The 26,703-nt window shown below is 49.3% G+C and carries 20 protein-coding genes, 2 pseudogenes and 1 riboswitch; of the genes and pseudogenes, 8 read left to right on the top strand and 14 right to left on the bottom strand.

What is annotated here, in order from left to right; translation table 11 throughout:
- Window positions 1-339: pseudogene (locus Q0986_RS22850) on the bottom strand (hypothetical protein); the annotation flags it as partial.
- A gap of 673 nt (window positions 340-1,012) precedes the next feature.
- Here Q0986_RS22850 and Q0986_RS02920 point away from each other — a divergent pair.
- Complete coding sequence (locus Q0986_RS02920; RefSeq protein ID WP_299403451.1) at window positions 1,013-2,170, top strand: DUF3500 domain-containing protein; 1,158 nt, start codon at window positions 1,013-1,015, stop codon at window positions 2,168-2,170.
- A 375-nt stretch (window positions 2,171-2,545) separates the two neighbouring features.
- Here the strand turns inward: Q0986_RS02920 and Q0986_RS02925 are convergent, their stop codons facing one another.
- The 3 genes from Q0986_RS02925 to Q0986_RS02935 form a co-directional block, all read right to left on the bottom strand.
- On the bottom strand, window positions 2,546-3,079 hold the full coding sequence (locus Q0986_RS02925) for an NAD(P)H-dependent oxidoreductase (RefSeq protein ID WP_299403455.1): 534 nt from the start codon (window positions 3,077-3,079) through the stop codon (window positions 2,546-2,548).
- Between the two features lie 33 nt (window positions 3,080-3,112).
- Window positions 3,113-3,781, bottom strand: coding sequence for a CIA30 family protein (locus Q0986_RS02930; protein WP_299403458.1), 669 nt, complete (start codon window positions 3,779-3,781; stop codon window positions 3,113-3,115).
- Between the two features lie 75 nt (window positions 3,782-3,856).
- Complete coding sequence (locus Q0986_RS02935) at window positions 3,857-4,030, bottom strand: hypothetical protein (protein WP_299403461.1); 174 nt, start codon at window positions 4,028-4,030, stop codon at window positions 3,857-3,859.
- A gap of 240 nt (window positions 4,031-4,270) precedes the next feature.
- Here Q0986_RS02935 and Q0986_RS02940 point away from each other — a divergent pair, with 240 nt between their 5' ends.
- Entirely contained in the window at window positions 4,271-5,356 is a 1,086-nt protein-coding gene (locus tag Q0986_RS02940) for an FHA domain-containing protein (RefSeq protein WP_299403465.1), read from the top strand.
- Between the two features lie 35 nt (window positions 5,357-5,391).
- On the opposite strand, the gene Q0986_RS02945 is transcribed toward Q0986_RS02940, so the two are convergent.
- The gene (locus Q0986_RS02945; RefSeq protein ID WP_299403468.1) at window positions 5,392-6,564 is read right to left on the bottom strand and encodes an MFS transporter; all 1,173 of its coding nucleotides are present in this window, start codon (window positions 6,562-6,564) and stop codon (window positions 5,392-5,394) included.
- Window positions 6,564-7,202 (bottom strand): bifunctional phosphoribosyl-AMP cyclohydrolase/phosphoribosyl-ATP diphosphatase HisIE, encoded by a 639-nt coding sequence (gene hisIE, locus Q0986_RS02950; protein WP_299403472.1) that lies wholly within the window; start codon window positions 7,200-7,202, stop codon window positions 6,564-6,566. The genes Q0986_RS02945 and hisIE overlap by 1 nt, the downstream gene beginning before the upstream one ends.
- A gap of 161 nt (window positions 7,203-7,363) precedes the next feature.
- Window positions 7,364-7,445, top strand: a riboswitch (Glutamine riboswitch).
- Window positions 7,446-7,482: 37 nt separating this feature from the next.
- Between hisIE and Q0986_RS02955 the strand changes: the two genes are divergently transcribed.
- The gene (locus tag Q0986_RS02955; protein ID WP_299403475.1) at window positions 7,483-7,926 is read left to right on the top strand and encodes a DUF4278 domain-containing protein; all 444 of its coding nucleotides are present in this window, start codon (window positions 7,483-7,485) and stop codon (window positions 7,924-7,926) included.
- 274 nt (window positions 7,927-8,200) lie between these two features.
- Complete coding sequence (locus Q0986_RS02960; RefSeq protein ID WP_299403478.1) at window positions 8,201-9,103, top strand: FHA domain-containing protein; 903 nt, start codon at window positions 8,201-8,203, stop codon at window positions 9,101-9,103.
- 18 nt (window positions 9,104-9,121) lie between these two features.
- Here Q0986_RS02960 and trxA read toward each other — a convergent pair whose 3' ends face one another.
- Together trxA and dnaG are read right to left on the bottom strand one after the other, a co-directional pair.
- On the bottom strand, window positions 9,122-9,439 hold the full coding sequence (gene trxA / locus Q0986_RS02965) for a thioredoxin (protein WP_299403481.1): 318 nt from the start codon (window positions 9,437-9,439) through the stop codon (window positions 9,122-9,124).
- 138 nt (window positions 9,440-9,577) lie between these two features.
- Window positions 9,578-11,629: a DNA primase gene (gene dnaG, locus Q0986_RS02970; RefSeq protein ID WP_299403485.1), complete on the bottom strand. Its 2,052-nt coding sequence runs from the start codon at window positions 11,627-11,629 to the stop codon at window positions 9,578-9,580.
- A 699-nt stretch (window positions 11,630-12,328) separates the two neighbouring features.
- Between dnaG and Q0986_RS02975 the strand changes: the two genes are divergently transcribed.
- Together Q0986_RS02975 and Q0986_RS02980 are read left to right on the top strand one after the other, a co-directional pair.
- Window positions 12,329-13,453: a glycosyltransferase gene (locus Q0986_RS02975; protein WP_299403489.1), complete on the top strand. Its 1,125-nt coding sequence runs from the start codon at window positions 12,329-12,331 to the stop codon at window positions 13,451-13,453.
- A gap of 10 nt (window positions 13,454-13,463) precedes the next feature.
- On the top strand, window positions 13,464-15,764 hold the full coding sequence (locus tag Q0986_RS02980) for a P-loop NTPase (protein WP_299403492.1): 2,301 nt from the start codon (window positions 13,464-13,466) through the stop codon (window positions 15,762-15,764).
- A gap of 204 nt (window positions 15,765-15,968) precedes the next feature.
- Here Q0986_RS02980 and Q0986_RS02985 read toward each other — a convergent pair whose 3' ends face one another.
- Window positions 15,969-16,436 (bottom strand): DUF4079 domain-containing protein, encoded by a 468-nt coding sequence (locus Q0986_RS02985; protein ID WP_299403495.1) that lies wholly within the window; start codon window positions 16,434-16,436, stop codon window positions 15,969-15,971.
- A 252-nt stretch (window positions 16,437-16,688) separates the two neighbouring features.
- On the opposite strand from Q0986_RS02985, the gene Q0986_RS02990 reads away from it, so the two are divergent.
- Both Q0986_RS02990 and mdh read left to right on the top strand, forming a co-directional pair.
- On the top strand, window positions 16,689-16,898 hold the full coding sequence (locus tag Q0986_RS02990; protein ID WP_041660842.1) for an NAD(P)H-quinone oxidoreductase subunit O: 210 nt from the start codon (window positions 16,689-16,691) through the stop codon (window positions 16,896-16,898).
- A gap of 60 nt (window positions 16,899-16,958) precedes the next feature.
- A complete protein-coding gene (gene mdh / locus Q0986_RS02995) occupies window positions 16,959-17,924 on the top strand; it encodes a malate dehydrogenase (protein ID WP_299403498.1) in 966 nt (321 codons plus the stop codon).
- Here mdh and Q0986_RS03000 read toward each other — a convergent pair.
- From Q0986_RS03000 to Q0986_RS03020, 5 genes and pseudogenes are all read right to left on the bottom strand, one after another.
- Window positions 17,921-19,798, bottom strand: a complete 1,878-nt coding sequence (locus Q0986_RS03000; RefSeq protein ID WP_299403501.1) for an N-acetylmuramoyl-L-alanine amidase — start codon at window positions 19,796-19,798, stop codon at window positions 17,921-17,923. The genes mdh and Q0986_RS03000 overlap by 4 nt on opposite strands.
- A gap of 420 nt (window positions 19,799-20,218) precedes the next feature.
- A pseudogene (locus Q0986_RS03005) lies at window positions 20,219-20,509 on the bottom strand (cation:proton antiporter); the annotation flags it as partial.
- A 90-nt stretch (window positions 20,510-20,599) separates the two neighbouring features.
- Window positions 20,600-21,412 (bottom strand): carbon-nitrogen hydrolase family protein, encoded by an 813-nt coding sequence (locus Q0986_RS03010; protein WP_299403504.1) that lies wholly within the window; start codon window positions 21,410-21,412, stop codon window positions 20,600-20,602.
- Window positions 21,413-21,565: 153 nt separating this feature from the next.
- On the bottom strand, window positions 21,566-23,458 hold the full coding sequence (gene ftsH2, locus Q0986_RS03015; protein ID WP_299403507.1) for an ATP-dependent zinc metalloprotease FtsH2: 1,893 nt from the start codon (window positions 23,456-23,458) through the stop codon (window positions 21,566-21,568).
- Between the two features lie 324 nt (window positions 23,459-23,782).
- Entirely contained in the window at window positions 23,783-25,876 is a 2,094-nt protein-coding gene (locus Q0986_RS03020) for an FAD-dependent oxidoreductase (RefSeq protein ID WP_299403511.1), read from the bottom strand.
- Between the last annotated feature and the right edge of the window lie 827 nt (window positions 25,877-26,703).

Consider the following 26,703-nt stretch of genomic DNA (forward strand, 5'->3'; position numbering starts at 1 on the left):
ACACATAGAAATGCCCATATCTTGGTGATCGCGGGTGATTAAAATCCCTCCTCCTTGGCGATGAAAACGGGTAATCCCTTCAGCGTCCTTTTGACTCAGTCCACCGCCGACATCTAAGGCAAATAGCCACAGCTCATCGATGTCTTGGGTATGTAGGGTGCTGAGGACTGGATCGTCGCCGTTTGTATCGGGGGTGAGATCGCGACCCATTACCTCAAACAGTGGCTCACCCGCCTCATCCTTGAGAGAACTGAGATAGTTCTATAGCAGTGAAAACCGACGGATGGTCCAATCATCCTCCTCTGGCAGGGTGGTTTGTAAAAGAATTTTAGGTGGCATCGATTTAGCTCAGTAGAGTAGGTTCTAAAGACGGAAGCGCGGTCAGTCGTTCAACCCAATGTTGTTTACTCAGTGATCTTGGGTTGATAGATCGCTATGGCAGTGAACAGAACGACTAGCCATGATCATCCAGTGCGGATCCAGTTCCAATATGCCCACTTTTCTAGACGTTCAGTCACATCGCTCCAGGCGTCCAAAGGCCATTCGGCCCATCCAGTTATGCGGTGTTGTTGTCCTCGTTGAATCCAATCTGGATAGCCGTGTTGGCACGGATGATGAAAAATCTGCGATCGAAACTTGCATTAGCTATGCATATATTTTGGATGCAGATATAAAAGAAAAAATTATAAATTGAATTTAAAATGGTGTACCAAAATTTCTCAGTCATTGATTGAAGAAACAGCAAGTTTTCGATCCAAATTATGGCATTCAAGCACAAACTTCTTGACGATAGACGACCGTATCTTCGGTTGTCTTAGACCCAATGGATACAGACTAGGTGAAGTAATGATTGATAGTACTTACATTGAGCACTCAAAATGAGCTAAAACATCAAATATTGAACCTAACTGTAACTCAGTTGCACCATATGACACGAACCTTCTATTTAGTTCCACTAATAAAGCATTTGCATAGGAATCAAGGAATTTTCCTCCGGGCAGGGAGCTTTGCTATGGCTGCTGCGCTAAGCCTTAGCTCAGGGGTTGTCGCCCATATTGCACAATCCGACGGCCCCCCGAACGGCCCTCCCAATGGACCTCCTGGCCCACCCCCAGAAGATAACACTGGGACTCAAGAACGCCTCGGTGATACCAGTGTTTTGATGGATCAAGTTGCCATTCCTGAAGCGGTCAGCAGCTGTGGCACTGAGTCGGGATATCCACGCCTGCTGTGCCTCATCGAATTACTGAAATCCAGCGCATCAGAGGAAATCCTGGAGTACATGCAGCTGGACTACTCCGTCGAACAAGGTCAAAACTGGAGTAATCTACCGGCTGGGGCCTTTCCGGCTAGACCCGGCGTATTTCTGGGCGAACTCAACCTTGAACAGCGCGGATATGTCAAGGCAATCATGATGGAAGCGACCAGTCTGACGGAGAACGATGGTTACGATGAGTTGGTGCAGACGCTCAACGCCGACGACTACATCGGCACGATTAGTACGGACTATAAGGCGGGGTACTCGTCTTACAACACCAAATTCGCGTTTCTGGGTACGCCCGCAGCAACCGGAACCTGGCAGCTTTACTATGGTGGTCACCATTTAGCCTTTACCAATACCTACAAAGATGGCGTTCTTGTCGGTGCAACACCGTCGTTTCGTGGCATCGAACCGTTCCCAAGATTCCTGATGAATGGACGGGAAAATATGCCTCTGATGCAGGAGCGTGAAGCATTTGCGGCCCTGTTGCGATCGCTCTCTGCAGAACAGCAGGAGGCGGCCCGCCTGGACGGAACCTATCGCGATATCCTAGCCGGTCCTCAGGCCGATGACGCCATCCCTGAAACAAAGGAGGGGTTAAGCGTTGCCGAACTGAGCGATGAACAGCAGGCCTTATTGTTAGCTGCAGTGGCCCACTATGTCGGCGACATTAATGATGATGCGGCGGCGGTGTATATGAAGAAATATACTGCGGAGTTGCCGGACACGGTACTGGGGTTTTCCGGGACGACTGAGGTGAACACCGAAAATGACTATGTTCGCATTCATGGTCCTTCGCTTTGGCTGGAATTTTCGTTGCAGTCCAACAAATCAACGGGGGAAGTGGGGAATCACCCACACTCGGTCTGGCGTGATCAAACCAATGACTATGGTGGAAACACAAAATAGCTTGTAAGTGTTTGTTTAGCAGAGGGGGAATTTGAGTCTCGCAGGAAGACATGCAAGAACATTGCGAAGTCGCGAGACTGCCACATCAAAAACCAGATTAGGGTATGGCCTTCCATGCCCTTATGTTCGGATCGTCTATGTGGTGCGGGATGAGCGCATGGATTTTATCCAAGCGAAATATCATTACTAGGTCATCGACGAGCAAGGCGGTGATTAGACGCCAATGACTGGATTACCATCAACCATAATCAAAATGAAAACCATCACCGACATTAGTGCACTAAGGAGGCTAGCGTAAGATCTTAGGTAATTAATTTGTGTGAGGTTCATCAGCAACAAAACGGCACCTTCTATCAAGGTAATTGATGATGTCTATCAAGCAATAGCCTGAGTCAAAACCTGGAGAACTGATTGCAAGGCTATCTCTGTTTGAGTATCAGTCAGCTCTCCCTCTGCATTTATCTTTGCCGATATTGCTGGAATACAAAGAATTGCTTCCTCTTGGATATCCGCCATCATCACCCGTAAGGTCTGCACCAAAGATGCATTGGCTTTCTCTCCACCATCTGGTGATGAAGAAGCACTGATCACTGCGGTAGGTTTATGCATAAACTCACCTGAAGACACAATCCAATCCAGGGCATTTTTCAAGGTCCCTGGCACACCATGGGCATATTCGGGCGTGCAAAACAGGGCGCCATCTGCAGCTTGTAATTGTGTACGCCACTCCTCTACGGCCACCAGATCGACATCACCTTCCAACTCAGGATTAAAGTGCGGTAGGTGAGCAATACCTTGGTAGATTTCGACCTTGATGTCTGGAGGCGCTAAGCTAACAATGGCCTGGACTAAACGTGTGTTTGAAGATTGCGATCGCAAGCTCCCCGAAATCGCCAATATCGTTTTCATAACGGTTGCCGCGGAGGGAATCGGCGCACCAACTTAATACACACCAATCGTTTTAATCGTCAGGCGAAACTCCCCCGGACTAAAGCGAGGATTCAACGCCCCATCATATTCAAACTTACTCAACATCATCTGCATCGCTCGAATTTGATGCGACCCAATCAAAGGGGCATCATTCACCGTCTTAGCTCGAAATACGGGCGTCAACTGATTAAAGGGAATCCGAACCGTGATCCATTGTTGAGCCACCGTATCAAACGAGTAGGCATAGGCAATACTGTCCCACCGATCTTGATCACGCAGCAAAAACTTATAGCGTTGACCATCCCCTTTCACCTGCAGCTCAATCCCTTGGTGAGCCGATAGGTTCAGGGGCGGATCAAAATTGCGCGTCCGTACCGAGGCAAACCCACCCGAATTCGCCGTCGAGACCTTGCCCGTAAATAGAGCAACGCCTGACTCTTGACGCAAGCCACTATTGCTTACCCCTCCCATCACTACATCATCCACCGCTCCCCAGAGCTGGCTAATATCATTGACCTGGCTAAAGTCAAAAATCAAGTTGGCTTGAACAGGGGGTGGAGCAGGAGGTGTAAAGCCAGGCATCATTTTTTGAAACCAGTTGAGAACAGGAATTTCTTCAAAGTAAGACAGGGTTTGCAGAAAGCGGGCTGCATCCCAAGATTGGCGGGTCGGTTCAGCCATAGAATTGCTCATCAGCCCCAGAGAAGTCCATCTTTATTGTATGCATGAACTCTTGTTAGCCTTCTGTTTCAGTGGCTAATTTATGCCCAGGCCATGCATACCGCACCAGCAGCCTAAGAGCATCAACACGACCAAGGCAGCTTTAGCGGTTTCGCCATCATCGGTGCGAGGAGCAAAATCGCCCGCAGCAGACTGAAGGGAATAGACCGGATCTTGCAGCGGTAGAGTACGCGTGATGATGGTTGTCATCAAGCCCCTTCTGAACAGGGTTTAAATTTTTCTAAATTTCTGAGCCAATCCCCATCCCTGTGGGCAGAAAAAGTCAATTTATAACTCGTTTGCTGACCATTTTACCGAGGGTTCGTAGGGTGAGCATCTGGGCTGAAAGAAGCCAGAGAAAGTAGGCTAGTACGATTGTGATCTACAACATAATGAATACCCTAGAGCGCAGTGTATCTTGGATGAAGTGATGACAAGGTTTGGAGATCTATGATTACCTGCACCAACTGCGGCCACGCTAACCCGGAAGGCGCAATTACTTGTGAAGCTTGCTATGTTGAGTTACCCAAGATGTCGTCTTGTCCCAGTTGCCATGCTCAGGTCCCGGAAGACGCCGTTTTTTGTTCTCAATGTGGAGCCTCACTTCAACAAGGGGCTGAATCGCCGAGTGTAGATATGGCAACGGCTCCCACACAAGTGAATGCAGGTAAAGGAATCCCGGCCACAGATGTGGTGAGTTTTGACACCCCCTCTAGCATTCCGGCTACGGATGTTGTTGTCCCTTTGCCCGATCCACCGGCCATGACACCTCCTGATCCCATTGAAACGACGGAATTCCCAAATATGGATTTGGGATTTGCACCCACCGAGGTGACACCACCGGGTTCTTCCGTCCCCTCCTTATCTGTAGAAATGAGTGAGCAGCCCACTGAAAATATCATGCTTCCACCTAACGCTTCATTGCCTACCCCTCCCGATATCCCAGACATATCAGAGTCCTCTCCTGAGATGCCACCAATGATGTCTGAGCCCCCAATTCCCTCTGAGCCAGAGCCTCCGGCAATGCCTCCCGCCCCGCCAAAACCGATGCCACCGGTAGAGTCGTCGTCTCCTGAGCCTCCTCCGGCCATGCCTGACCCGATTCCTACGATGCCTGAGCCCGTGGCTGCGGCAACCCCAGAACCCCAATCAATGCCCATCCCTCCTCAACCGACCCCACCCCCTGTGGGTGCCACTCAGCTGCAGTTGACCGTCGCCAGTCTCCTGCATGAGCGCACCAATACTACGATTGATTTACCCACGAATCTCAATCTGGTTCATATTGGTAAGCCCAACGATCGGATACCGCCAGATGTAGATGTATCTGGCTTTCCAGATAGCGATGTGGTCTCTCGTGTCCATGCCGATATTCGGGTTGACCCCGATGGGTTTTACTTAGAGGATACGGGAAGTGCCAATGGCACCTACGTGAATAATCAGCCGTTGCGTCCAGGCGATCGCTATCGGTTACGGGCAGGCGATCGCATCGCCCTGGGTAAAGAAGATAAAGTCAGCTTTATTTTTCATCCCGGCTAGTCGTCATCCTTTGCAGACTGTGCCATGCCTCCAGCCTAAATGGGGGCATATTTTTTGCGCGTTTTGACCGCCAGCAGCAGCACCATCAAGGTACAGCCCCCCGCCAGATAGAGGGGATAACCATACGTCACCGGGTCGGTTTGACGAACCAACACCCCGGCAATGATCGGGCCAATCCCATTGGAAATGCTGAGATAAGAGGAGTTCAGCCCCATCATTACACCTTGCTGTTGGGCATTGACATTGAGAGAAATGAGGGTATTAATCAGGGGCTGGACCAGGGAATTAAAGACCGAAAAGAACAGGGTAATCAAGACAAAATAGGTCAAATTCGGCCAGATAGGCATTGCCAGGAACACTAGACTCCGCACAAACAGGGCTAGATACAAAATCAATAGCACATTCAGCTTCTTAGTGAGGCGAGGCAGGCCGAAGGTTTGCATCAGGACCCCTAAGATCCCATACAGAATAAACAAGATCGTCAAGGATGTACTGTCTTGATGCAGCACATTGATGAAATAGGGCTGAAAGGCAAAGGTAAACATGGTAAAGGTGGTGCCAATCAAGAAGTTAATCAACAGCAAAATACCGACCTTAGGAATCGTCAAACCCGTGATCAATTGTCCTAAGCCTAGGTCGAAGCGACGATGCTGGGGTGGACGATGCCCGCGTGTCTCCGGCAAGAAACCCATCGTCAGGGCGAGGGCAAGACTTGCGATCGCAGCCGCTACCAGAAAAGCTGCGCCCAAGGAAATTTGCTGAGCCCCCAAGCTCACAATGGGTCCGAGGACAAATCCGACGCTAAAGGCCGCTCCAAATAAACTAAAGCCGCGCGCCCGCTCCTCTGCATCCGTCACATCGGCAATCACCGCCTGCACCACAGAGTTATTCCCCCCAGTGATTCCATCTAGGAAACGGGCCAAGAACAGCCACCCCGCCGTGGGGGCCAGTCCCGCCATTAGATTCGCTACGACCGTCCCGGCTAAGCTCACCAATAACAGGGGCCGCCGACCCCAGCGATCGGACAGCTGACCAATCACAGGGGTAGCAAAGAACTGGGCAATGGAAAAGATCGAAAAGAGGAAACTGGTTTCTAAATCGCTCAGGCCAAACTGTCTACCATAGGGGTACAAGATGGGAATCAGAATCGTAACGCTGAGGGAGTTAACCAGGGCAATGGCACAAACAATCCAGACATCGCGTTTCATCAGCGTCGCCGCTGTTGTAACTTGCGGTAGACGTCCTTGATATCGACATCATGATGGGCCAACGCCACTAAGCTGTGATAGATCAGATCCGCGACTTCTCCGGCAATTTCGTCAGCGTTGTCATCCTTACAAGCCATCACCACTTCCGCCGATTCCTCGCCAATCTTTTTGAGGATTTGGTTATCGCCAGCGGCCAATAACTTGCAGGTGTAAGAGTCTGGAGAGGGATTCTGTTTGCGATCGCAAATCACCTCAAACACCTGAGACAGCGTATCAGCAGGCGGGGCCACGATCTGTCCTGCCACCTGATGGAAACAGCTGCGCTCTCCTGTATGGCACGCAATATCGCCGATCTGCTCAACCCCCACCAACAAAGCATCACTGTCGCAGTCATACCGCAGTGAGTGCACCTGCTGCACATGCCCTGAGGTCTCACCTTTGGGCCACAATTCCTGTCTCGATCGGCTCCAGAACCAGGTCCGTCCGGTATCCATCGTTTTCTGCAAGGACTCGCGATTCATCCAAGCCATCATCAACACCGTGCCATCTAAATAGTCTTGAATGATGGCAGGCACTAGCCCTTGAGCATCGTATTGGATTTCGTCTACCGGAATGGTAGGGCGTTCAGGAGAAGACATCAATCGGAGGAGCAGCAAACGACTCTTTAGATTATCACTTGGATGCGAACAATATTAAAATATTCGCCAAATATCGTATTTCTCATAAGAAAATTAAATATTTCTTTATGTAAAAAGCCCCCATTCTCTTTTAAAAGTGTTATATTTGATACAGAAATTAAATCGTTCATCCCTTAACTCGTTTTTAACTCTGTTCTGGTAGTCAAGGGACGGAAGTAGAGCCTTCGCTCGAAGGAACGCGCCTCAAATCTACACACATCATTATGATCGGAGGCGAATCATGACATTGACCTATCGCGGCGTTAAGTACGAATACAATCCCCCTGAAGTTGACATGACGTCCAGTGAAGACGTCGGTCAATACCGAGGATTAGAGTGGAGATTTAGAAACCCACGGAAAGCACCTGTAATGCAGTCCAACCTAAACTTGGTTTATCGGGGTGTGGCTTATCAAACGGGTGTTGAGGAGCAGGAAGCTGCGCCGACCTATACCCCAGCGCCAACCGTGGCCAGTCCAGCAGTCTTGTCTGTCCAAAATATGGCTCGGGCATTGATGACATCCCACCACAGATGGATCAAAAACCGCCAGCAAGCCCTATTGGGGCGGACCGCCGCAGAAGTGGGCTTAAGCACAGATGCTGCCCATTACTGGAATCATATTCAGGGCAAGGTTCATCCAAGTTTCCGTGTCAATTATGATCGCTCTCACGCTGCCCTCAGCTAAACCAGGGCACCACTCCCGATCAGACACACAACATCCCATATTGCTTATCTAAATCACCTCCAGCTTGGAGGTGATTTTTTGCTGGATCGTTAACAACTCGTCATGTTCACTACCCGACGCCCAGCTGCCATGCCATAATTAACCTCCGGGGGTAAAAAAATGTGGTTCTTTCTTAAAATGTGGTCTTTTTTTAAGATGATCAAAGCAATCCACCTTTTACCGCTTGCTTATGTCGTGAACCTATGCGCTTTTTAGTGAGATCAGTCCTGCGATTGTGTCTTCTGTTCCTAAACCCCAACTCTTTATCCCAGCCAATTCTCCCCTCTCTCACCAAGAGCTGACAGATGGGGGGTTCTGGACGCCCTCTGTTTCCATGGTTCGCTTTGCACCCTATCCCCCTCAAGGCTATTACCAAACCTTGGTGGGTAAATCGTTTTGGTCTTTAGGACGTGACCAATCTTGTGCCATTACCTTTGATGATGCCACCTTATCTCGTCAGCATGCGCTGATTTTTTCTACGCCTTTGCAAGAGTACTATTTCACCGATCTGGGCAGTTTAAATGGTTCTTTTATTAATGAACAGCGAGTCTTGCATCCGACCTGTTTACAACATGGCGATCAATTGAAATTAGGACGACTGTCCATGGAATTTCAATTTTCCTCAGCCTTGGAACCCTTTCGCCCTAAAACAACGCAGAAAATAGTGCTGATGATTCAGCCTTCTGCCACGCAAGGCAAACTTTGGCAAGAACTACTGATTTACCAGGGCATCACCGTTATCTGGGAAAAACTAGACTCCAGCGATGACCTCAGCGCTTGTTTGGATAGCTATGCCCTCAATGAAAGTCGACTACCGGACCTTTTACTGATCGAAGCAGAAACCTTAGAGCCTAATCCCTATGAATTCTGCCGCTGGTGTCAGGAGGCGTATCCTTCCTTAAAGATTGTTTTAACTTGTCGAGGCAGAACGGAAGTGCTGCCCTCCGAGCTCAAATGGGCAAAGGCCCAAGGGGCAACGGATTTATTACCAGCTTTTCGAGAAGACAATATGTTGACTCGCGTAGTGGATATGGTCGCTCACGTCAACGTTGTCCTTAAACTGTTAGACAGCCAGGAACTCCAACAAGCAACGGTTGCCACAGACTTTTTCTCGTTGCTTAAGGATCTGAAGAATTGAGCTGGCAGGCCGTTTTCTTTACAGCAACGGCTTTAAACGACTGACGATATCTTCTGGGGGTAACACGCCTTCAATCCGCTCAACGGGTTGACCCGCTTTAAACAGCACGAGCGTGGGTAGCGCATGAACTTGGTACTCTGAGGCTAGGTTTGGATATCGCTCCGTATCAATTTTAACCACTTGCAATTGATCCTTCAGTAGGGAACTCACCTGATCGAGAATCGGGACTAACATGCGGCACGGTCCGCACCAGGTCGCATAGAAATCAACCAGTAACGGTTTATCTGATCCAGCTAATAGCTCGGCAAAATTTTTGAATTGCTTTTTCGTCGCCATATTGTCTGTTGATGTAGAGACACCCTCGATCCTAGAGGCAGACTGAGACAATCGGCTACAATCCTGTCATTGATTTCAGGTTTAAGGGCTAAATCAGCGACAGATAGGTGCTGACGGTAGCACAGGTGGCCTAATCCGTTAATTCAAGTTCAGTTGGGGATTGACCATCAACTCACTCAGATCGCTAACATCTACACATCGCTGTTGATCCAACTGTTGCAAATAGCGCTTTTCTTGATAATAAAGTCGTTTAATTTCATCTAGCTCTTGCAGACAGTAGGATTCTTCTGCCAGCAAATTTTGGACCTGTTCCGATTCATCCATCAACATTTGTTGCAGATAGGTGTTGAGAATCTGTCGCTGCCCCAATTCTTTCTTCGCAGATTTCATGGCCGATTCCCACATTTGTAGCAAATGTCGACACCGCTTCTCACAGGCAATCCGCTCCAAGCTTGCCGCTGCTGCTCGAATGGATAGGCCAGGGCGCAAGATATCTAACTCTGTTTTTTCGTTGAGCTGAATTAGATGGTAAACCTGCTGAATGTCCTGCGAAAACTCGGTACAAAGATCCTGTACCGTTGCAATCAGGTCAAAGGCAGAAGAGTCCCATTCAGGATCAGGCTCTAACTTGGCCTGTTCCTCTTCAATGGCTAAAATTTGCCGCCATAGAAACCGATGGTGGGAAAAACTAAACTCAATATCTCGCTGTTTGAGTGCGTTATGAATATCTTGCCGAAATTGCGGTCGATGGAGATAAATCCGGAGAATCTGGGCCTCCGCCGCTTCGCGGAGGGTGTAGTCAGCAGGTCGCTGCCATTTTTGCGATCGCCCATGCCAGCGCTGACCTCGCACCTGTTGCCGCAGTGCTTCTTCTAGCTGCAGTGCCAGGCGCGAATCGCCTTGACTCAGCATCCCCGCACAGCGATGGGTATAGTGGGTGCGCAGCGTAGCGTTGGGCAACTTACCCAAAATGGCGGCAATGGCTTCGGTGGCGGCTTGAAACTGCTCGGCTTGTTGGAGGTCGCGGTCCTTGAGGGCTCGCTGAATTTGCCAGTCGAGCCACAGGGGAGCTTCGTCTAACAGATCTAGATAGTCGTCTGCCGTATACTCCTGCAGGTATTCATCGGCATCTTTGCCATTGGGCAAATTCAAGACCCGAAGCTGCACTTCTCCTCGATAGGCCTGATCTTCAACTTCGGAAATAGCTCGCTCTGCCGCTTTACCTCCGGCGGCATCGGCATCAAAGTTAAGGATGACCTGTTTGGATTCGGTGTAGCGCAGCAGCTGCCGCATCTGATCCAAGCTCAGGGCCGTTCCCATGGACGCAACGGCGTTGGTGATGCCCACGGCATGGAGGGCAATCACGTCGAAATAGCCCTCGACCACAACGGCTCGATCAGCTTTAACAATGGTTTGACGAGCCTTATCGAGACCGAATAAGAGTTTGCCTTTATTAAAGAGTTCCGTTTCGGGAGAGTTGAGGTATTTGGGTTCCTCTCCCGTCAGGGTCCGACTGCCAAATCCCACCACCCGGCTTTGGGCATCGTGGATCGGTATCATTAAGCGATCGCGAAACCGATCATAAAACCCATCCCCAGATTTGCGAGGCAAAATCAGTCCCGCTTGCTGAACTAACTCAGGGGTAAAGCCTTTCTCCTGCACCAACACATCATGGAGCGTGGTCCAACCCCCAGGGGCATAGCCCAGTTGAAAGGTTTGAATCGTTTCATTGCTTAATCCCCGCTGCTCACGCGCATAGCGAAGCGCGGCTTGGCCTAAAGATTGACGGAGGGCATGTTCGTAGTATCGACCTGCGATCGCAAGAATTTCATAAAGCTGCTCTCGGAGGGAAAGCTTACGAGCTAACTTTTTCTCTTCATCCTTGGCCAGCGTTTGAATCGGCACTTGGCTGCGCTGCGCCAAATCTAACACGACTTCGCTAAAGGACCGTTGGCCAATTTCCATCAAAAACTTGATGGCATTGCCCCCAGCCCCACAGCCAAAGCAGTAATAGAACTGTTTTTCCGGGCTAACGCTAAAACTAGGCGTTTTTTCATCATGAAAAGGACAGCAGCCCACCAAGTTCCGCCCTTGCTTACGCAAGCTAACATGCTCTGAGACCACATCGACAATGTCGGTGGCTTGGCGAACCTGCTCAATCGTATCGGGGTGGAGGCGAGGGGTAGTCATCCGGTTTGAGAGCGCAATTTGACACCCATTCCTGAGGAGAAGCGAGAGGCTGAGGCAGTGAGAATTTTAAAAGCTGAATACCAACAGGAGTGATGGCTTTACAGACTAAACAGCCAGGATCGGCACAGGCTGATAGCACTTTTGACTAATCTGGACATACCACATAATTCCCTGTTGGATCACTCGGTTTAGATTGTAGCAGTTTCATTCCAAGGCACTAAGGATTATTGCCAAGATCAAAGGATCATTGCCAAAGCCAGTCATTCAAGGCTCTGGCGATAAAAATAATGCCAGGCTATACTTAAGCATCCGGGATACCTATGGTCTGTAGCAGCCATGTTTCCTCGATCTTTATGTCTTTTAGATACTCTGGGAAACATTTATTTTACCTGTTTAAATTTCCGACGGTACTGCCCTTCCCCCATGTTGGGTTTCTGGTGCTCTAAACAAAGTAGAGATAGGTGCAATTATCCCATCGCATCATCGCTGCAACAGCCCGATTCAAGTCTGTCTTAATCTGTATAAAAATGAGTGCAATGTGAATACAGCGATGACTTTAATGTTTAAGGTATCCTTTTACGTAACCAGTGGTTTGCAAAACTTATGATATGGTCTAGCCTACTCTTAACTACCCCGTCCAGCTTCTAAGACGTTGAGTAAAGGACTCTAGTCCAGTAGAAGCCCCACTGTGAACAGACTATGAAAATTGCCCTAGTTCATGACTACCTAACCCAGCGAGGAGGTGCAGAACGAGTTTTCGAGTTGTTATGTCGTCACTTTGCCGATGCTGATATCTTCACATCTTTGTACGATCCACAACAAACGATAGAGCTAGGTGATCGTTTAGTCCACACGACTTTTTTGCAAAAGATTCCAGGTGCAACCAAGTATTTTAGGCTGCTAGCTCCTTTTTATTACCCAGCGTTTAGGGCCTTAAATTTACAACAGTATGACTTGGTTATTAGTAGTAGCACCAGTTTTGCCAAGGCAGTGCGAACTCGGCCAGACGCGACACATATTTGCTTTTGTCACAACATCACTCGTTTTCTTTGGGATACTCAAACCTATCTGCGAGAGTATGCGGATTACCAGCACTTATATCCCTTGATTGAGAAGATATTTAAGGTGATGCGGAAAGCTGATTTAACCTATGCTCAAGAACCTGATTTATATGTTGCCAATTCCACCGAGGTTTCTCATCGCATTCAAAAAACTTATAGCAAGCCAGCAGTTGTGGTCAACTATCCCATAGACAATGGTAAGTTTGCCTTCTCAGATCAAAAAGATGACTACTACTTGGTGTCTGCTCGATTATTAGGGTACAAACGGGTTGATGTGATTGTGGACGCGTTTAATCAGCTCGGTTGGCCGCTCAAAATTATGGGCGATGGCCCCGAGCGACAACACTTAAAAAATCGGGCGAAGTCAAATATTCAATTTCTGGGATATGTATCCGACGAAGAACGCTGTCGACTAATGGCACATGCCAAAGCTGTGATTGTCGCCGCTTTAGAAGATTATGGCTTAGTCCCCGTTGAAGCCAATGCCAGCGGTACGCCAGTCATCTCCTATGGTGCAGGAGGGGTCCTGGACACTCAAATTCCAGGCACAACAGGCGTATTTTTTCAACAACAAACGGCTACGGCGTTACAGGCAGCCTTAGTGCGATCGCAACAAATTCAGTGGGACTATCACCATATCCGCCATCATGCCTTATCTCATTTTTCAGAACCCGTTTTCTTTCAAAGAATTCATCAATTGATTAGCCAAGTTTATCCTGCCCAAAAAATTAGTACTAATACTTTTGTTCCTTCTATAAGTTGAAATATTTGTTGTGACTGAAAGTAGTTTATATAAAGCGCCCAATAAGCTGACTCACCGACCAGAGACTTTGGTGGCTCAACCCATTGATCAAGACTGGGGCTATGGTCAGTTGCTTGCTGTTTTGGTAAGGCGAAAGTTTTGGTTCTTAGGCGGCTTTGTAGGTGCTTTAGCAGGCGCAATTTTTTTAACCTTAAGAACTCAACCACTCTATGAAAGTTCGATGCAGATTCTGGTTGAGTCAAACTATCAGTCAAAACCTCAAAACCGTGGTCCTCGCACCCCCCAAAATGAGTTCGCCGATTCCAATATTCAGATTGATACAACCACTCAACTACAGGTATTGAATGGCTCTGAGGTTTTATTGAAGGCTGTTGAACAGCTCCAACCCACTTATCCAGATATATCGATCGACGAATTACGAGCCTCATTAGCGGTCAGTCCAATCTATGGTCCGGATAGAAGTGGTAAAGGACAAGTCGCGACTAAAGTATTAGCCGCTAGCTATACCAGCTCTGATGCAGTCAAAGCGCAACAAGTTTTAGGGACCCTATTGTCCGTCTATCAAATTTACAATCTCGAACAACAAAAGCTCCGGCTCTCGAAGGGCTTATCCTTTATTGAAGAACAACTACCTGAGGTTCGTCGAAGCGTCCTAGAGGCGGAGGCAGCCCTGAGAGCCTTTCGGAGCGGCAACAATATTATCGATCCAGCTGCGCAAGCTCAAACAGCCGCGAATGCACTGGAGCGAATCAAAACTGAACGACAAGCCCTGGATGCTCAATACCGCGAGACCTATGCCAGCTTCACCAATGTTCAGCGTCAAATTCAACTGTCCCCTCGTCAAGCACAGACATCAGCCCGGTTGAGTGAATCGACTCGATACCAATCTCTGCTCAACCAGATTCAGCAAACTGAATTACAGCTCGCTCAAAAACAGCAAACGCTGACTGAGAATCATCCTGATATCGTTAACTTGATCAGTCAACGACAAGATCAATTAGCTTTACTGGACCAGGAAGTCGGGCGAGTGGTGGGTAATGATGCGACTCAATTAACGCCAGGATCGAGTCAGTTGAGTGAAGGACAGTTGGGCAGAAATGACTTAGCGTTAGTCAGTCAACTGACAGAACTCCAAAAAAACTTGGGAAGTCTCAAAGCCCGCGATCGTAGCCTGGCCCAAACAGAAGAAAAACTGTCTGCTGAACTGCAGCAATATCCAGAGTTAATGGCTCAGTTCAATCGTCTCCAGCCGGAGGTCTCAACGCGCCGGGAAACATTACAAAAGCTCTTGGAAGCGCGTCAGGAACTCGGGCTAGAGATTGCTCGAGGCGGATTTGATTGGCAAGTCGTCGAAGCCCCTCAACTGGGCATCCAAACTAGCCCTAATGTTCGTCGTAATCTGCTTTTAGGCGGAGTGGTGGGCTTATTCTTAGGCAGCGTTGCCGCGTTTGTGCGTGATGCCATGGATGACAAGTTGCATCACTCTGATGATTTAAACAGCCAATTCTCACTCCCCTTATTGGGGACTATCCCGAATCTATCCGTCGCAGATATGCGAGATGCGCTCGTCTTACCCTTGAATCCCACCCAATCTTCTGGCTCAACGACGCCAGAGCTATTTCAGTGGCAGCCTTTGCGGGAATCGCTGGATTTGATCTATACCAACATTCAGCTCTTGCAATCCAATAACCCTTATAAGACGTTGATGATTACCTCGGCAGGGGCTGGAGAAGGCAAATCAACGCTAGCCTTGGGATTAGCCATTAGCGCAGCTCGCTTAGATCAACGCGTGTTGGTCATTGATGCCGATCTGCGTCACCCCAGCTTGCATCACATGTTTGACCTGAACAATCACAAGGGCTTATCCACCTTATTGACGAGTAACGTCACTTTGGAAGAATTACAATCCACCCCCCAATGGGTCTATATGAGGTGGGATGAATCTGAAAGCCATTTCCATCAAAATTCCTTGCCACCCTCTGATTTGAGTATCGATGTCTTAACGGCAGGACCAATAGCGGGTGATCCGGTTAAACTCTTGAGTCTAGAAAGAATGAAAGATGTGCTCAAGATGTTCCAAGAGAGTTATGACTTAATCCTTGTAGACAGTCCTCCCGTCTTAGGTCTCGTCGATACCATTTCTGTGGGTATGGAATGTGATGGAGTGGCCATGGTTGGTCGGATCAAACAAGTGACCCGCTCTGACTTAAATAAAGCAATTGACGTCCTGAGTAAGCTCAACCTCATCGGTTTAGTGGCCAATGGTGTTGAACCCTCCACACATAACTACGGGTATTTAAGCGCAAGATAGGCAGCATCATCCTACCGAACGTCCATGCAATCGCTCGGTCCACTCTGAATCTGCGATCTCCCTTTCCAAACTGTCTCGTTTGGGAAGAGAGATCGATATCGTATTATCAGCTTATTTCTCAATACTGATGTGGCGTCTTGCCAGTCTGGGAGAAAGTTGAGGGTGAGCTTTATGGAGGTAATTGATCTCAAGTCCTGATCTGATTTAGAACGATAAACCGAGTTTCAAACCCAGGAGTGTATGGAGCACGAGTAGTCCGAGTGCAGCGCTACCTATATAAGCATGGGCAGAACGAAAGCTGTTGTCTCCCCAAAAGTTGCTAATGGACAGCACCGCATTCGTTGCCAATAAACCAATCACAGCAGTCCCTGACCAGAAGTGAGAGCTCTCGAAGATCGGCTGCTCCTGCATCACCAAAGACAGCACACCTCCGGTATATCCCAAAACGATAAACAAAAACATCCAAGGAACAACTTGAGCATGAGCAGAGCGACTTTTAGTTTTAACTGCTATATCTGTGGCAAGACGGCCTTGCCAGCCCTTTACACCCGCATAGGAACCCATCACAAACACCACAATTCCCATCATCGTGGGATGTCCCCAATGTACGATTGGCTCAGGCAATCCTAAACTTTGAAAAAATCCCGCGATTGGGGCTAATAGTTCTTCCATCTTGATTGTGCTCCTTTAAGGCTTCGGCAGTGTTCTCAATGCAGCGCGATTCCCCTCAAGGGGGTGAATACAACCACTACGATTTTTAAGTGTAATGATTTCTGGCAACCTGTTGGGACGTCATGGAAATCGCTTAAACTTGCGACTTTATCAGAGGGTTGATCAGCAGTAGAAATCACCGAAGTTAGGATCAGGGCAAGGAAAGCGACTACAATGACGATGGCTCTCACTTTGGTAAAGTTACCCGCAATTATGGCTGTAAAGAAAGGAAGTCTAGTCCGTATCGTTCCTGAAAAATTTGAAAATAGCGTAGAGGCTAAGGCCAGCGATCGCCGCTTGCCGCCCTATGTGTTTGAGGGTACTGGAGAAGTACTAGAGATTAAGGGTGACTATGCCCAGATTCAGTTTCGCGTCCCTGTGCCAACGGTTTGGCTTCGGGTCGATCAGTTAGAAGCGGCCTAATCATTTCAACGATTGATTACGGATCAGTGCGATCGCACCTCCTCTCACCACAATAGAGGTATGGATCTCACATGCTTACCCGGAACCCAAGCCCCCCGCGTCACGATCGTGGGTGCGGGCAATGTGGGTAGCACCTTAGGGCAACGGATTGTCGAAAAGAATATTGCCGATGTCGTTCTGCTGGATATTCAAGCTGGCCGCCCCCAAGGGTTAGCCCTAGATTTAATGGAAGCACGGGGTGTAGAACATCATGACCGTGCCATTATTGGCACGGCAGACTATGCCGATACCCACAACTCTGATGTCATCGTGGTTACAGCTGGACTCCCTCGCAAACCGGGCATGAGTCGTGACGATCTACTCAAGGTCAATGCCCAGATTATGACCGATGTCACTCGCCAGGCCATCGCCCAGTCCCCTAATGCCATTTTGATGGTGATTACTAATCCTTTAGACGTGATGACCTATTTGGCTTGGCAAGCCAGTGGTTTACCCCCAGAACGGGTCGTCGGTATGGCAGGCGTTTTAGATGCCGCCCGCTTTGAAACCTTTATTGCTTTAGAACTGAAAGTCTCGATTGCCAACGTTCATGCCATGGTACTGGGTGGACATGGGGATTTGATGGTGCCCCTGCCCCGCTATTCCACCGTTAGCGGCATCCCGATCACTGAATTGATGAATAAGGCGACCATTCAACGACTCATTGAGCGAACCCGGAATGGAGGCGCTGAGATCGTCAGTCTGATGCAGGCCGGTAGCGCCTATTTTGCCCCTGCTTCCTCCGCTGCCTTAATGGTGGAATCCATTCTCTTTAATCGCTCACGCATCCTGCCAGCGGCAGCCTATCTGAACGGGCAGTATGGACTCTCCGATATTTTCTTAGGCGTCCCGACTTGTTTAAGCCGTCAGGGGGTAACCAAGGTCTTGGAACTCGATTTATCAGCAGAGGATCATCAGTCATTGCAGACGTCCGCTCAGGCGGTCCGCCAGAACATTGCCACCGCACAAACTTTATTGGCCCACTAGTTATAGCGACCGTTTAAATAATTGAGAATTCCCTGGGCAATCGCTTGCGCCATTTGTTTGCGCCAGGCTGGATTTCTCAGTCTGACAATATCTTGCGCACCGGTCAGGAACCCCGTTTCCACTAAAATTGCTGGCATAGAGGTCTTGCGAACCACATAGAAACGAGCCGCTCTCACTCTGCGATCGGGCATTCTTAAACTGCGAAGAATCGAGTTATGAACGGTTCGAGCTAAGCGGGAACCTAAGCGAGCACCGGGTGCATGATAGGTTTCTAAGCCATTGACATCAGGACGACTCATACTAATCGCATTAGCATGAATACTGACAAAAGCAGTGGCTCTCACTCGCTCTGCCAACCTCACCCGGGGCGGTAGATCAACATCGATTTCCCGAGTTCTGGTGAGATACACCACAACCCCCTGGCGCTGCAGGATACGAGAAACTTCTAAGCTAATATCTAGGACAACATCGGTTTCTCGTAAGCCACCAATTCCAACCGCTCCTGGATCAGGACCACCATGTCCAGGGTCAATCACAATCACTTTGCGACCACGCACAGGAGAGCCCGTAATTGGCGCAGGCGACGTGGGTCGTGAAGGAAAAGGATTACTAGGAATGCGAGCAACGGGTCGTTGCCCAGGACTTAATAAATTAACTGCAATCGATTGATTCGTCAGCCGTTGCACCCCTGCCACGCGGACCTTGTCACTCGGCTTTGCCAAAATGGTAACCGTATTCTCATCCGACTCCTTAACCTTGATGTCCGCCAAAGGACTGCTGGAACCCAACTTAGGCGCTTTCAAATCAGAGGCCAGTTGGGCCGAATTAATTGTAATTTCATATTCCTTGCCCGACCAACGCGTGCTATAAGCAATGGGCTGATCGGCTTGAATCAAGAGTTGCCGCCCCCCTAAATCGATCCGCTGAATGGTGTTGATGCGGCTGGTGGAGGAAGATTGAGAAACAGTCGTTCGGCTAGGGGAGACCAAGCTGACCGTTGTGCTGGGCTGTCGAGCTGAAGGATTGCCAGAGGGTCCTCCCTTGGGTAGAAGAACAATGCCACTAAAGCGACTGACACTCGCTAGCCAATCTGGGCTATCCCGATCGACTTCGATCAATAGCTCCGCTTCCGTATCAGACTTGGACTTTAAGGTCATACTTTTGATGCCGTGATAGCCCGGTGTAAAGGTTTTTGCCAGTTGGGGAGCAATTGTGGTGCCAGAAATTTTAAAGGTAATCTCTTTCTTATTACGACTGCGTTTCACCTCAACCTTGGGCTTACTATTCTTCGTAGGTAAGAAGAGACCATCAACCGTCACGACAATGTCATTGATCCCCGAGGTGCTTTGGGCCACTTGGAGGGGCTGCGTTGGTGGCTGACTGGCGGCGGGCTTGCTAGCGATCACTTGCGGCGAAGCAGCAATAGGAGCAGAGGCAGGAGAACGACCTGTCTCCTTCGTCGTCTCCCTCGTGATTTTTGCGCGTTGGGGCGTGGGAAGATTAATGGACCATTGAGTAGGTGAAGCTCCTTCAACTTTGACCTGTTGTGGATCAAGAGTATAGGCTGGGTCCAATTCCACCACAATCCGAGCCGTTTGCGCATTGACTTGTCCAAGGCGCACTGATCGAAATTGCTGGCCTAAGGTTCGCTTGAGCGTTCGTTGATCCAATACAATTCCAGGCAGATCCACGACTAAGCGAGTCGGGTTAGGAATCAGTTGGACGCGAGGTCGAATCTCTTCATCGGTGGTGAATTCTAGACGATTCTGGGTTTGATCAAAGCGCCAAGACTGGAGTTGGGCGGCTTCAGCGGGTAAGCAGCTGAGGAACAGTCCGCACAAACTAGGGAGTAACCAGCGTAGAGAGTGAGTCATCCTCCTGGGTCTAGCAACAGTTGATAAGTGGTGGCGCATGCAATGTCTCCATAGATAAATCGACCCCCTAACGCTTTCAAGCTGACTCAACGTAGGAGCTACTTGACTTTCGCCTTAATCCGCAAAAGCGATATGCCAGTCTGCAAGTTCTGGGACGCCTATTGGGGTACCAAAGTTTCTGTAATGACCTGCAGTTGTCCCCTGATCGCAGCAAAAGATGCCATGTCAGGTAATAGATACAGAGTTTTGGTCTCGAAGAAAATTAAATCGAGCATTATCTGTATCAAGGGAAACAGGGGGTTGCGATGGTTTTGGACTCAACACTATTCCGCTGGCAACGACATTGACTTAAGTATCAATATCCTCAACCGTAGCAGATACAACCTCTGCAGCCAGGGTGGATTGATCTGAATCAGATGATTAAAACACAACGCACAACACAGATGGTGCTAAAAACGTGGTCAAAATCACCATGACAATGATGGCGACTACTAGTAGATGCGATCAGGCACCACTAGCTGAACCAACACCGACAAATACCCATCCAACTTCTCCCCTGGGAATCATCCCTACACCAATGGCTAGGCGATTAATCTCAGGTTGCCCCAAAATAGTGAATTCTGTGATCACTTTGCCAATAATAGCAACAATAATCAAAAATGCGGCGATGACCCAGCCTTCATGAGTCTCTGGCACTGGCGGGTTGAGAACCCTAACCGCCAAGAAGGATCAGTTTCTACTGCACAAGCTTTCGGGAACAGCAGCACATACGGCGCTCAGACGCCCACTGCTACACGAGGTTTACCCAAATACACGATGGTTTAAACAGGGCATTTGCTGACGGACTTGATCCAACCGAGAGGGTTCAATCGCCGCAACGGCCACCCCAGGCTCAATACTGGCATCTGCTAAGACAACTCCCCAGGGATCGACAATCAGAGCATGGCCATGGGATTGGCGACGAGAGTTGTGGAAGCCGGTTTGGGCTGGAGCAATGACGTAAGTCGTATTTTCAATGGCACGGGCTTGGAGTAACACTTGCCAGTGGTCCTTGCCCGTAAAGGCTGTGAACGCTGCTGGGACAAACAGTACGTCTGCTCCGGCTTTAGACAAGGCCCGATAAAACTCAGGAAATCGGACATCGTAGCAAACGGACATACCCAAGTTGCCATATTTGGGGGAAGCATAAATGGGGGGAATCTCCGATCCGGCGAGCACAATGCCTGACTCATGATAAATATTGCCGTCTGGCAGTTCAACGTCGAAGAGATGAACTTTATGGTATCGAGCTAGCTCACTTCCATCTGGTGCCACCAATAGAGCCGTATTGTAGACTTTGCCCGCCTCTGCAGGCACAGGATAGCCCCCTCCCAAAATCGTAATTTGGAACCGCTGAGCCATGGTTTTGAGAAATTTTTCAGACTCTAGACCAATGGTCTCTGCTTGCTCGATTTTGGCCGACTCATCTCCTAAGAAGGAGAAATTCTCGGGTAAGCTGACTAACTCGGCCCCACGGCGGACTGCTAGCTCAATTAAATCTGTCGCTTGCGCCAAATTTTTGTGTAAATCTGGCAAACTGGTCATTTGAACTGCGGCAGCAAGATAGGGCTTCATAGCGTGTGGCGAACGATGAAAGGCATAAACTAACTCATCGTAAAGCTTTGGCGACCATCCTCGTCAAGAGATCCTCGTAAAAGAACATATTTGCGAAAAAAGAGGGTGAGTTAAATTCACCCTCTTTTCACTGATTTAGATGAGTGCTTAAGCTTATAGCTGAGGAACGAAACGTTCCTTCTCAGGCACCGTTGTGTACTCTGCCAGAATATGACGTAACTCTTCGCCGTCTATGGTTTCCTTCTCTACTAACAGGTCCACCAAGCGGTCAACCGCAGCACGGTGATCCCGGACGATATGAATTGCTTCTTCATAAGCATGCTGAATCAGTTCACGCACTTGGGCATCAATACGACCTGCAATCTCATCGGAGTACTCAGAGCGAGACATGAGGTCTCTCCCCAGAAAGACATCCGCTTGCTGGCCTTCCAAGGATAGAGGACCCAAGTCCGACATACCGAATCGAGTCACCATTTGCCTTGCCATGCCTGTGACTTGCTGCAAGTCACCGCCTGCACCCGTGGTAACTTCGGCATCACCAAAGACCACTTGCTCGGCAGCGCGTCCACCCATGGCACCCGCCATCCGGGCTTTGAGTTGCGATCGCGACACCAATTCCTGCTCATCCGAAGGCGTAAACCAGGTCAGACCTTGGGCTTGGCCGCGAGGAATCAGGGTGACCTTTTGAACGGGATCATGCTCCTTCATCAGCGTACCGACAATGGCATGACCAATCTCGTGGTAAGCAATCAGGCGCTTGCTTTTGCTGTCGACTAAAGGCGTGCCTTCCATCCCGGCAACGACGCGGTCGACGGCATCATCAATCTCAGACAGGGTAATCGCTTCTTTCCGGCGGCGAGCCGTTAGAATTGCCGCTTCATTTAATAGGTTTGCTAAGTCAGCACCTGTAAAGCCAGGCGTACGACGAGCAATCGTCTTTAGAGAAACCTCTTCCGCCAGCTTTTTGTCCCGAGCATGAACGGACAGGATTTCTAGACGACCCTTGATATCGGGAGCATCCACAGTGACTTGACGGTCAAAGCGACCGGGGCGGAGCAGTGCATTATCAAGCACGTCAGGGCGGTTAGTGGCCGCAAGAATAATAATGCCGGTATTGCCTTCAAAACCATCCATCTCGGTTAAGAGTTGGTTAAGGGTTTGCTCCCGCTCATCATTACCGCCACCGATACCGGCACCCCGCTGACGCCCCACGGCGTCAATCTCATCGATAAAGATGATACAAGGAGCGTTTTCCTTGGCTTTCTTAAACAGGTCACGGACCCGAGAGGCACCGACACCCACAAACATTTCGACAAATTCTGAGCCAGAGATACTGAAGAAAGGAACACCTGCTTCACCCGCAATCGCTTTAGCGAGTAAGGTCTTACCCGTTCCAGGAGGACCCACTAACAAAACGCCTTTGGGAATCCGAGCGCCAACAGCAGTGAACTTTTCTGGCTTTTTCAGAAAGGTGACGACTTCTTCCAGTTCTTCTTTCGCTTCTTCGACACCGGCAACGTCATCAAACATGACCCCGGTTTGGGCTTCCATCTGGAAGCGGGCTTTGGACTTACCAAAATTCATGGCTTGGCCAGGTCCACCGGGAACATTACTGGACCGACGGAAGATAAAGAAGAGACCCACAATCAAAAAGATGGGGAAAATTAAGTTGCCGAGCAAGCCCCAAACAGCTCCCGTGTTGCGTTCAGGGTGAATATCGAAATCAATCTTATCTTCTCTGAGTTTGGCAATCAGTTGAGGGGCTGAACCAGGGAGTGCGACACGAACTCGTTGCACAGGACCCCCGATTTCCATATCGGTCGTTTCGATAATGGCGGTTTGGCCACCATCAAATAGATCGACCTTCTGAATGCGACCCGCTTCTAGATAGTCAAGAAACCGACCATAGGTCATCCGTGAGTTTGCAGCATTGCTCATTTCTGGCGTGGTGGTGGCTGCAGGGGCAAAGACACTTTGCCAGAGGAAGAACACAATCAGTAAAGATGGCAGAAGCCACAGAAGAAGTATTTTCCAAGAAGATTTCATTGTTTATGGGCCCTTTCGGTAAAAGCAACGCGCAGTTTTGCGAGTGAGTTGGCATGTCTGAGGCGATGCGAGAACGATCTCAACTGACTGGTGCAGACTCTTAGAGAGCGCCCTCAAAATTGGACTCGCAGATTGCAGCCAATGAGAGGTCAGTCTAGTATCAATCTTAACTAAATTTAACTTAATTCTCAGGTGGTGGACAACTCCGACTTAGACTTCTCACTAGAGGAGCCGAGGTGGTTACGGTATTCAGGGTCTATTCCAGCGCCGCAATTGGGCCTCAATCTAGAAGGCTAGTCCGCTTCAAACTCACTCCCAACCACCTCAAGGGTCAGTAGGAGGAGTAGAGCGTCGTAATCGCCAGAGAAAACGGGCGGTATGCCGATAGGTCATCCACTCTGTTGCAGCTAACGTCTGATCAAACTCTGCCCATAACTGGCTCAGCGATAGCTGCTCGACTAACTGCATCACTTCACTGACCGTAAGGGTCGTCTCAGCGCTAGCTCGCTTGGGATCCATCCCCGCTCCCCGCTCCCTCAAGATCCGAATCGCAATCTCAAAGCTAAGGGAACCGTAGTCTGGCGATGCAAGATGCCACCCTAATGTCTTTACGAGAGAGAGATAGAATCGACCTCGACCAATAGGAACTTCAGGGAGGAAGTTTAAAGTCTGCCCATTCTCGATAGGCAGAATGCCGATCACCGTCAGAACTTGAATGGCTACAAAATCTGGATCATCATGCCCCACGTCGTTGAACCAAACAAGTGGGATTCCTTGCTGAGCCAGGTGAGACTGAAACTGTTCTCTAAGTGGGGGCTGTTGCGCCACTTGCTGTACTGTAACGCTCTGCTGCAATGCAAAGGCAGCCAGATGTCCTCCCGCTTCACCAATCGCCCATTCCATGGGATGCATCCGATAAGCTGCATTCGTGATATGAGTGGTGCCAATGCTTTTGGCCGACAGAATGAACCCGTCCGTATCGATCGGAATTAAAGCGGATAGGGGCAGGGTAAAGGGTAAAGCATTATGGCCATCTCCCAGCTCGACATGGCCTTTGGCATGGTTGGGATGGACATCTAAATAGTGATACTGACCAATGCCCACACTATCTGTGAAGGTTCGGGCGCGAACCTGATGGGGAAAAAACTTAGCAGCCACATCTTCATGGCGAATGGTGGTGAGAGCAATCCCCCGACGAGCTTCTCGGATATAGGGTTCTAAAGCAATCCCATCATCAGTCCAGGCCAAATCGGCTCTGGGCTTGAGTTCGGGGTGGCCGTGGGTTTGTAAATAGTGGAGATAAGCTTGGGTGCGATCGCGCGCCCGTTTCACCTCTTCCTGTCGTTTTTCGACACTCACCCCTAGCAAACAGCCCCAGGGATAATCATTGCCACACCCCAGTGGGACTGAGGGATCTGGCGGTCCACCATCCACTCCTAAGGGGCTCGTTGCCCAGTTAAGCACCGTGATATCGCCTGGCTGCACGGCATCACCCTCCTGGCCACGATACAGCCGACGATACCGAAACATCCCATCGGGATCGTAAAACTCATGTTTTTGCCACTGGTCCTGCTGACGGATCCAAAACTCATCGGTAAAATCGCTGGATTGTAGCCATGGCTTTTGGTCATACCCAGAGGGAGAGGGGACGGGGGACGGGTTCTGATCACTCCGCTCAACCACCGCACAAAACGTAATCGCTTGCTGGCATTCCGGGCGAGGGTCTTCAGGTAAGGCCGCTTCCTGGGTTTGGGCACGAGATTCTTGCCCCACTCGCGAGGGAATCTCTCCCAGTTCAAGTAGGTCGCCCAGATCGGTTGCCTCAAGGGTAATTTGGGCCTTGACTGTGAATCGATGGTGAGTGTGCTGATCCACAAAGCGAACACCGATGATGCGTCGAGGGGCGTCTGTCATCAACACCTCAGTCGGAATAGACCCAGGGATTAGCGTCAATACGCCTTGTTCTAGATAAGGTTGAATCCCTGCGTTCAGGCAGTCTGAGGCGACCGTTGGCGTGACGGATAGGTGGCTAACCCAGCTGCCGCCAGGATTCTGAATCATTTGGCTGGCAACGGGTTGATGCTGGCGCTGGCATTGTCGGAATTGCCGTTGCGATCGCGACAATGCAAAACACTCACTATCCCTCAATTGATTGGGATCGCGTTGATCGGGTGGAATCAGCTCATAGGGCGTTAATAACTTGCCATCATCAGAGGCCGGTAAGCCTTGGGCGGTGAACTGTCCTCCTAAGACCACCTGAGGCTGCACTAAACAGACCTGTCCTCCAGCTTGTAACGCGCCTAAGGTGGCCGCATAGGCGGCTGTCGATCCTCCCACGACCAGAATGGGGGTGGTTAATTCCTGGTCGGCCGTGGGTCGGAGGAAAAAATGCGCTTCAAGGATGCCATTACCCATCATCGTCATGCCCTGGTTGGAACGCTTCCCTTCAAAACTAGGCTAGACAGCCCATTGCATTATGGCTTGGAGAGCTGCATGTTATACCACCAGAATAGCGATACATTTGTTTACATTGGGAACATATTTCTTAGGTTAAAGAAACTTAAGTTTTAACTCTGAAAAATTCGAAATAAAAGATTTTCTTTAGGATCAGTTTTTCTACAGTTGTTCATCAAAAATGATGACGCTGCTCAAACCAAGTAAACGCTTATGGAATCAGCCTTTCGAGATCTAGAGAAAAGGCAGCATCACCCACAGAATGTCGACCAAAATTGATGAGTAAATTCCCATTTTTACCCCCCTGACAATGGACGACTCGGCACCTCAAAAATGTTGCTGTTAGAATAAGGTCTTGCAGGCGGAGACAGGGTTTTAAGCCTTTCTCTACTTGGAACACACATTTTTTTTAGCAAGTACGATTAACGAAATGAGAAATCGACTCAGCCATTGATTTGGTTCTGTCGTCGGTATTTCCGTCTACCCATGAATTATGTAAATTTTCTGAAATTTATCTTGGTTTTATTTAATAGTCTATCGATTCCATGGAGCAGTTGAGCTTAATGTTTTGCCGCTACCGCCAGAATCAGGAAGACAGTTTGTGGGGATAAATTAATCGATCTCTTGAAATGGGAAACTATGACTGATTTTGCATACCTAATACCCCTATTTCCCCTGATTGCGTTTGCAATCAACCTTTTCTTTGGTCATCGGTTAGGTAGTTTCTCTGGATGGATTTCAGTCCTGACAAGTGTTGCCTCATCGGCCATTGCTTTACCGGCAGCTTGGGC

Source organism: Acaryochloris sp. IP29b_bin.148 (assembly GCF_028285565.1).
Classification (GTDB): domain Bacteria; phylum Cyanobacteriota; class Cyanobacteriia; order Thermosynechococcales; family Thermosynechococcaceae; genus Acaryochloris.